Annotated in this window: 5 protein-coding genes; 2 read left to right on the forward strand and 3 right to left on the reverse strand. The window is 60.3% G+C overall.

The features are described from left to right. Positions 1-197 precede the first annotated feature (197 nt). Positions 198-2,141: an O-linked N-acetylglucosamine transferase, SPINDLY family protein gene (locus Q4Q11_RS19710; protein ID WP_498570555.1), complete on the reverse strand. Its 1,944-nt coding sequence runs from the start codon at positions 2,139-2,141 to the stop codon at positions 198-200. A 329-nt stretch (positions 2,142-2,470) separates the two neighbouring features. Here Q4Q11_RS19710 and Q4Q11_RS19715 point away from each other — a divergent pair, with 329 nt between their 5' ends. Continuing rightward, positions 2,471-3,385, forward strand: coding sequence for a flagellin N-terminal helical domain-containing protein (locus Q4Q11_RS19715; protein ID WP_112679288.1), 915 nt, complete (start codon positions 2,471-2,473; stop codon positions 3,383-3,385). A gap of 255 nt (positions 3,386-3,640) precedes the next feature. After that, positions 3,641-4,555 carry a flagellin N-terminal helical domain-containing protein gene (locus Q4Q11_RS19720; RefSeq protein WP_112679287.1) on the forward strand — a complete coding sequence of 305 codons (915 nt, stop codon included), beginning with the start codon at positions 3,641-3,643 and terminating at the stop codon, positions 4,553-4,555. A 110-nt stretch (positions 4,556-4,665) separates the two neighbouring features. Here Q4Q11_RS19720 and Q4Q11_RS19725 read toward each other — a convergent pair whose 3' ends face one another. Then, entirely contained in the window at positions 4,666-5,928 is a 1,263-nt protein-coding gene (locus tag Q4Q11_RS19725; protein WP_498570556.1) for a tetratricopeptide repeat-containing protein, read from the reverse strand. Beyond that, complete coding sequence (locus Q4Q11_RS19730; protein ID WP_112506695.1) at positions 5,922-7,409, reverse strand: pyridoxal-dependent decarboxylase; 1,488 nt, start codon at positions 7,407-7,409, stop codon at positions 5,922-5,924. Before Q4Q11_RS19730 ends, Q4Q11_RS19725 begins: the two co-directional genes overlap by 7 nt. Positions 7,410-7,786 lie beyond the last annotated feature (377 nt).

Raw genomic sequence — 7,786 nt, forward strand, 5'->3', positions numbered from 1 at the left:
AAAACAAAAAGATAGAGCGGAAGCGCTCTAGAACCGGATTGTTTTAGATCGAATCGGCCTGAAATCTGAATCCGCTCTCAAATCAGAGAAGTAGAGCATGAAGCCGTCCGAAAGCTGCTCGCAGCTTTCGGTGTCATGCCCTATTGTGGCAAGTAGGAGGAGATCATGGGAACTGGCGCCCGATGATCGCTCAGCTTTTACTCAGCCGCGATGGCGGCCGAGTTCCTGCCTTCTTCCATAAAGGGCTCGGTGCGCACAGGCAGCGCCGGCACGTCAATGTGATCCGGAGCAAGGCCCTGCCTGGCACGCGCCACCATCATCTCGAAAGCCGTCTCCAGATGATGCGTGAAGCGCTCCGCGTCGAAGAGCGGCTTGATGTAGCGATTGGCAGCCAGCATCTCCTTGAACTGGGCGACACGTTCAGGCTCGGCGGCGAGCTGCACCGCCATGTCTTCATAGGTTTTGAGGTCGCCGGCCACCAGTTCGGGCAGGCCAATGGCATTCAGCAGGCTTTCGCTGACGCGTGAGGCGAAATTCGTGCCCCTCATGGTGAGAACCGGCAGGCCGCCCCAGAGCTGCTCCGAAGTCGTCGTGTGGCCGTTGACCGGGAAAGTATCCAGGCCGAGATCGGCAAGCTGCTGGCGGTCGATATGATCTTCGTAGCGAATGCGCGTGGTGAAGACGACGCGTTTGCGGCTGATGCCGCGGGCTTCCATGCGCGACCAGATATTGGCCTCTGTGCGGGGGCCGTTGCACAGAAGCCAGAGCACGCTGTTCTTACTGCGCTTGAGGATGTTGCACCACACGTCGACCATCTGCGAGGTGATCTTGCGGTTGCCGTTGAAGGACGCAAACACGAAGGCGCCCTCGGGCAGCCCGTGCTGCGCGCGGGTTGTCGGCCGCGGCTTCGGGCGGTTAAGCGGGTCGTTCGGCTGATAGCACTCGGGCAGGCGGCAGAACTTCTCGTGGAAGTGCTCTCTGGAATGATCCGGCAGCACATGGTGATCGCCGACGATGTAATCGAGATCGATGTTGACGGTCGTGCCGGGAAAGCCCAGCCATGCGACCTGGATCGGAGCGGCCATGTAATTGAGGATGTAGGCGCGGCTCTCCTTGGTATGGCCCTTGAGGTCCACCAGGATGTCGATCTGGCGGTTGCGGATGGCCTGTGCCGCCGCCTGGTTGGAAAGGCCGCGTATATCGACAGTCGTGCCCAGGCTGGAATAGTCGAATGCTTCTTCTTCCTGGTGGGCCGGATTCGAGTGATCGAAGAGCGTGATTTCGAACCGGTTCCTGTCGTGCAGCTCAAGAACGCGCTGCATCAGCTTCATCGTTGCGTGGCCGGGCCAGAAGTCGGACGAAAGATAGCCGATGCGGATCTTGCTGCCCCAGCTATGCGGCAGGTTGCGGCGAGCCTCCGCATGGCCTGGCGGCAACGGATCGGTGTCGTGGATTGCGAGCTTGTTGATCGCCTCGTCGCCGCACCAGTGGAGATGGAAGAAGGGGTTGTCGGGAATGACGTGGTCGAGCTTGCCTTGCGCCAGCGAGGCCATGACGGGTGCCATATGTTTGTCTACGGCCGCCAAGTCCGATATCTCGCGCGCGAAGATCAGATAGAGTGCGCGGAAGATGACATTGTCGGGGTGCTTCTTGAACAACGTCGTGACGATGTGCCGGTTGCTTTCGTCATAGAGATCGTCGGTCAGCAACTGTGCGGCCATTTGGCGATGCTTGATTTCCGGTCCTTCCACGAGCACCGTCTTGAAGGCGGTCAGCAGCTCCTTTTGCTGACGGCCGAGGAAAATGCGGCTGAGGACGAAGGCAAGATCAGGGTCTTTGAGTGCCAGAGGCAGGATCAGGCTTCCGACGGCGAGAGCCTGGTCGTCGTTGCCGCAATCGCCATGCAGCAGCAAGGCTTCCCGAAGATACTCGTCACGTTGGGGTTTTTGCCGGCCGGCCAGCTCGTAGGCACTCGCTGCATCCGATCTGAAGCCAAGTTTGAGCAGCGTCTTTGCAAGCAACGCATAGGTCTTCGGCGATCGGTCGATGTTCAGCAGCTCGTTCAACGTTTCGAGTGCGCGCGTATATTGCCCCTTCTGATAGAAGCCGGACGCTGTCACAAAGGCGTTATTCGTATTCACGAGCAAGAACTCCGAGCGAAATGTTGACTGGCTCCCGCCAAAGGTCGAGGGCCGGCATCATGGATTCGCCCGATGATCTCTCACGGAGCTTGCCTGAAACCGAAGCAGCGGTCGAAAAGGTCTTTACGCATTTTTAGCTACGTTCCGGAGAGCCGTTTCCCTGCGGGTCGAGTTTAAGAAATTGGCAAGCAATGAATGCGAAGTTCCTCGCGACATGACGGGTTTGGTCCTCTAGGAAATGGATCGAGGGGCATGAAGCTGCTCCGTCATCGCCGGTATTCCCAGTCCGGTATGTCCTCCTTTTGTATCCAGTTTCCAGGGGACACTCTATGACCAGCATTCTTACCAACAATTCCGCAATGGCCGCCCTCCAGACGCTGCGCGGCATCAGCTCCAACCTGCAGAGCACCCAGCAGGCTGTTTCGTCCGGCCTGCGCATTTCGAAGGCTTCGGACAACGCCGCCTACTGGTCGATCGCCACCAGCATGAAGTCCGACAACAGCGCTCTCGGCGCCGTTTCCGACGCTCTGGGCCTCGGCGCCGCCAAGGTTGACACCGCATCGACCGCTGTTACCAGCGCCATCGACATCGTCGGCCAGATCAAGGACAAGCTCGTCACCGCGATGGAACCGTCGGTCGACAAGAGCTCCGTTCAGCAGGAAATCGGCCAGCTGCAGCAGCAGCTGCAGAGCGTTGCCCAGTCGGCTTCGTTCAACGGCGAAAACTGGGTCATGGCTCAGAGCGGCGCTTCCGCTTCGGTCGTCTCCTCCTTCATCCGCGGCACCAACGGCACGGTCTCGGTCAGCTCGCAGGCTTATTCCTTCGACACCGGCGCAACCGGCAACGTTCTGTTCGGCGCGAAGGCAAGTGGCGGGATCGATACGACCTCGGGCATCCTCGGCACCAAGGACTCCACGGCAAAGGCTTCGGTCTTCAGCCTCAACATCACCGGCATGACGAGCGGTCAGCTCTCCAGCGCGCTCAACATGGTTCAGACCGCTCTGAACTCCATGACCAGCCTGGGTTCGAAGCTGGGCTCCATCTCCAGCCGTATCGACCTGCAGACGAGCTTCGCTTCCTCGCTCTCCAACTCGATCCAGTCGGGCGTCGGCAAGCTGGTTGATGCCAACATGGAACAGGAATCGAGCAAGCTGTCCGCCCTGCAGACGCAGCAGCAGCTGGCGATCCAGTCGCTCTCGATCGCCAACTCCTCCAACCAGTCGATCCTGTCGCTCTTCCGTTAATAGGAAGCACCGACGCACCGCGTCGGTAGACAATCCTGAACAAGAAGTTAACCGCGCCTACCTAAGGCGCGGTTTTTTTTATATTTTCCGGCTAAGGCTGCTTCAGCTTTTCTTAACTATATTGCTGTTTCTTAGGACCATCGAAGCGGCGAGTTAACCTTAACGGATTTGGTTAACAGGCATGATGCTGAATGCCGTTACCGGTTTTAGGTCCGGAATGTCCCTTATTCAACCACTGCCAAAGGGGCAAATATCATGACGAGCATTCTTACCAACAACGCCGCAATGGCGGCCCTCCAGACGCTGCGCACCATTGGCTCCAACCTTCAGCAGACGCAGAGCGCCGTTTCGTCCGGCCTGCGCATTTCGAAGGCTTCGGACAACGCCGCCTACTGGTCGATCGCCACCAGCATGAAGTCCGACAACAGCGCCATCGGCGCCGTTTCCGACGCTCTGGGCCTCGGCGCCGCCAAAGTTGACACCGCAACCACCGCCGTCACCAGCGCCATCGACATCGTCGGCCAGATCAAGGACAAGCTCGTCACCGCGATGGAACCGTCGGTCGACAAGAAGTCCGTTCAGGAAGAGATCGGCCAGCTGCAGCAGCAGCTGCAGAGCGTCGCCCAGTCGGCTTCGTTCAACGGCGAAAACTGGGTCATGGCTCAGAACAACGCTTCCGCTTCGGTCGTCTCCTCCTTCATCCGCGGCACCAACGGCACCGTTTCGGTCAGCTCGACCTCCTACGCCTTCAACACCGGCGCAACCGGCAACGTTCTGTTCGGCGCGAACGCAAGCGGCACGATCGACACGACCTCGGGCATCCTCGGCACCAAGGACTCCACGGCCAACGCTTCGGTCTTCAGCCTCAACATCATCGGCATGACCGGTGGCCAGATCTCCAGCGCGCTCAACATGGTTCAGACCGCTCTGAACTCCATGACCAGCATGAACTCCCGCCTCGGCTCGATCTCGTCGCGCATCGACCTGCAGACGAGCTTCGCTTCCTCGCTCTCCAGCTCGATCCAGTCGGGCGTCGGCAAGCTGGTTGATGCCAACATGGAACAGGAATCGAGCAAGCTATCCGCTCTGCAGACGCAGCAGCAGCTGGCCGTCCAGTCGCTCTCGATCGCCAACTCCTCGACCCAGTCGATCCTGTCGCTCTTCCGTTAATAGGAAGCACCGGCGCACCGCGCCGGTCGCGTACAGGACGAATTACGCCACCGCGCCTTCTCCGGAGGGCGCGGTTTTCGTTTTGGTCCAGCGCGCTGGCATCAACCGGCTTAGGACACCTTTGCCGGGGCCGTCGCAGCCCTTTGCCTGACGGCATCGACGAAACCGTCGAACAGCTTGCGCATCGCGACCTGCTTGTAGGGATAGATGAAAGGATCATCCATATTGTGGACGACCATTGCGACGTCGAGTTCGAACACCAGCAGGCGACCATCCGGCAACTCCGCGCAATCGATGCCGAAATAGTCGAGATCGATATGGCGGCACAGGGCCGCAAAGCTCTCCTTGTGGCGAACAGCAAAATCGTGATCGAAATCCTCCATCCAGGCTTGCTCCACGGCGCGCTTTGCTGCGCTCTGGGCCATGCCGGCGCTCAGATAGTGAACGATCCAATGATCCGAGAGCGCCATGTGGCTGGCGAAAGCCTTGCCGTTGATGAACACGATGCGCTGCTTGTTGTAGAGGCCGTCGGAACCTCGAAAATCGATAAAGGGCGCAACGTAGAGTTCCGGAACAGGATGGATCTCCAGAAAGGCGGCAAGTTCAGCGGAGTCGGTGATGCGTTCCATGCCGTTACCGGCATGTGTGCTGATTGGGCGCACGACGAGCGGGTAGGCGAGAGCCGGAGCGCAGGCGTCCAGTCGCTTCGCGCGCGTAGCGACGGCCGTAAGATCGGCATGCGAAACGCGATAGGTAAAGGGCGAAAGGATGGAAGGCTCATTCGCCAGCATGCCGCTCACGCCATCGCGCGTCAGCCTGGCGATCAGTTCCGGATTGCGGTTCATGACGGTGCCGTCGAACCCGGCAAGCAGCTTCTGCATGTGGGCGAGAAGAGGAGTGTTCTCCGTCGATTCGCCGATCGCCATGAAGGCGACGTCGTGCTCCGGCAGGTCGGCGAGCGCAGTGGTCTCCAGGTCGACATAGCGCAGCCACAGCACGCAGTTGCTGTCCGCCAGCAGAAAATCGAGCGGCGTATTGGCCATGAAATCGCCTTCCGTGACGAAGGCCAGCAGGCGCGGACCGGTGCCGTCGCCATGAACCGCATAGAAGTCGCGGCGCATTTGCACGGCGCTCTTCAGGATCTGACGGGCTTCCTCGGTGCGGCCGAGCGTTTGCAGGATCGTCGCCATGTCCAGAAGTGCGGCGGCGTCGGTCGGATCTGCCGTCACGCGCTGCATGAGTTCGTTCCACAGCGGCGTCACGTCGCGGCCGGCATAGACGAGCGAGACGATTCTCTGCATGCCGAGAATTTGCGGAGTGGCCGACATGTTGGGCAAGGCCTGGTCGGTGACGGGGACTTTGGTCATCAGCATTGGGGGAGATCCTGTCTGGAGCCGATTGTCAAAACGCTGTGAACGAGCGCGTCGATATCTGCCTGGCTAGTCCGGTGGTTCACGATCGCGGCGCGGATTGCCGGTTGTCCGTTCACATGCGTCAGGGATGGAGCGACACGGCCTTCGGCGTGAAGACGCTCGACGATATGGGAATTGACGGATGGCGGCATCGTTCCGTCGGCTCCGACATAGGCGAAGCAGACGATATTGAGGGCGACGGGAGCGAGCAGTTTCAGCGCCGGTTCCTGCTCGATGTGCTGCGCAAGCGTGAGGGCAAGCCTGCAATTGGCGCTCATCGCCTCTCCCAGAGCTTTGACGCCATAGGTTTTCAGCGTAAACCAGGTCTTCAGCGCCCTGAAGCCGCGCGACAGATCCGGGCCGTAATCGCAGGGCCACCAGTCTCCGCCTGCAAGGCCGGTGGCTGCCCGGCTGAGATAGGCGGCATCCGAAGCAAAGGTCTGCCGCTGCCACTCGCCGTCGCGCACGAGCAGGAATCCCGCATCGTAGGGCACCTGGCCCCATTTGTGGAAATCGAAGGCGAGCGAATCGCAGGTCTCTATCCCTGCAAGCAGATGTGCGAGGTCCGGGCTGAGAATGCCGAGGGCACCCAGCGCGCCATCGACATGAAAATGAAGATCGTAGGCATCCGCGATACCACGCAGGGCCGCGAGGTCGTCTATCGCGCCGGTATTGACCGTTCCTGCGCTTCCGATGACGAGGAACGGCGTGTATCCCTGCTGCCGGTCCAGGACGATTGCCTGCTCCAGCGCCCCGATATCGATCTTGCCGGCAGCATCGACCGCAACGCCCCGCAGCCGATTGCTGCCGATGCCGGACATTTCGAAGGCCCGGGGGACGCAACCATGCACCTCGCTCGACGCATAGGCCACCAGTCGCGATTCGTCGGAAAGGCCGGTTGCGCGTATGTCACGGCCGAGCTTGCGGCATCTGGCGATCTGCACGGCGACGAAATTGGCCTGTGAGGCACCGGTCAGGAATATGCCGCCCGCCGTTTCCGGAAAGGAGAATATCTGACGCGTCCAGCGGATGATCTGGCGCTCGACCTCGATCGGCATGTGGTCGCGTCCGCCGAGATTGGCGTTCAGTCCGCCGGCCAGCATTTCCGCCAGCATTCCGGCCGCCGTGCCGCCGCCTTGGACCCAGCCCATGAAGCCAGGGTGAATGTTGCCGCTGCCATAAGGCAGGATATTCTGCCGAAAGATGGCGTGGACATCCGCAAGATCGCTGGCCTCCACAGGCAACGGCGCATCGAACAGCGCGCGCGCGGAGGAAGGGGCATGCTGCCAGACCGGTCTTGCGTCCAGCGTCTGGAGATGATCGAACATGTCGTCGAGCATCTGATGACCCTGCTTGCGCAAGGTCTGCCAGTCGTCGGGGTCGAGGCTCGTTCGCGCCTGGCGATCGATCGCCGCCCGCCCGGCATCCTGCAAACTGAACATCTCAACCTCGTATATGGCCCGGCCGTCTCTCGCCCGACATCGGACGGATCGCCGTAATGCTACGACGCGCAAGATGGCGCGAGGCTGACTTGTGCGCCCCGAAAGGCGCCGGACCGCGATATCGGAGCGGAAATCGAGGCCTTTTACACGCTCCACGCAGGCTGCAGGGTCAGGCTCAATGAAGGATGGCCCGAGCAACGCCGCAATATCGGTCCGTCAGGGCGAACATGATTCCGTTAACTTTCGCGGACGGGGTTAACCTTTTGTTAATCCTATTGCTGTCAGTTGCAGCTAACGCAACGGTTGGTTAACCTCTCCTAAGGGGCGGTTAACAAGCATGAGGCTGATTGCCGTTCCCGGCCGCAGACCGGAATGTC

Source organism: Rhizobium sp. UFLA01-1127 (assembly GCF_059803845.1).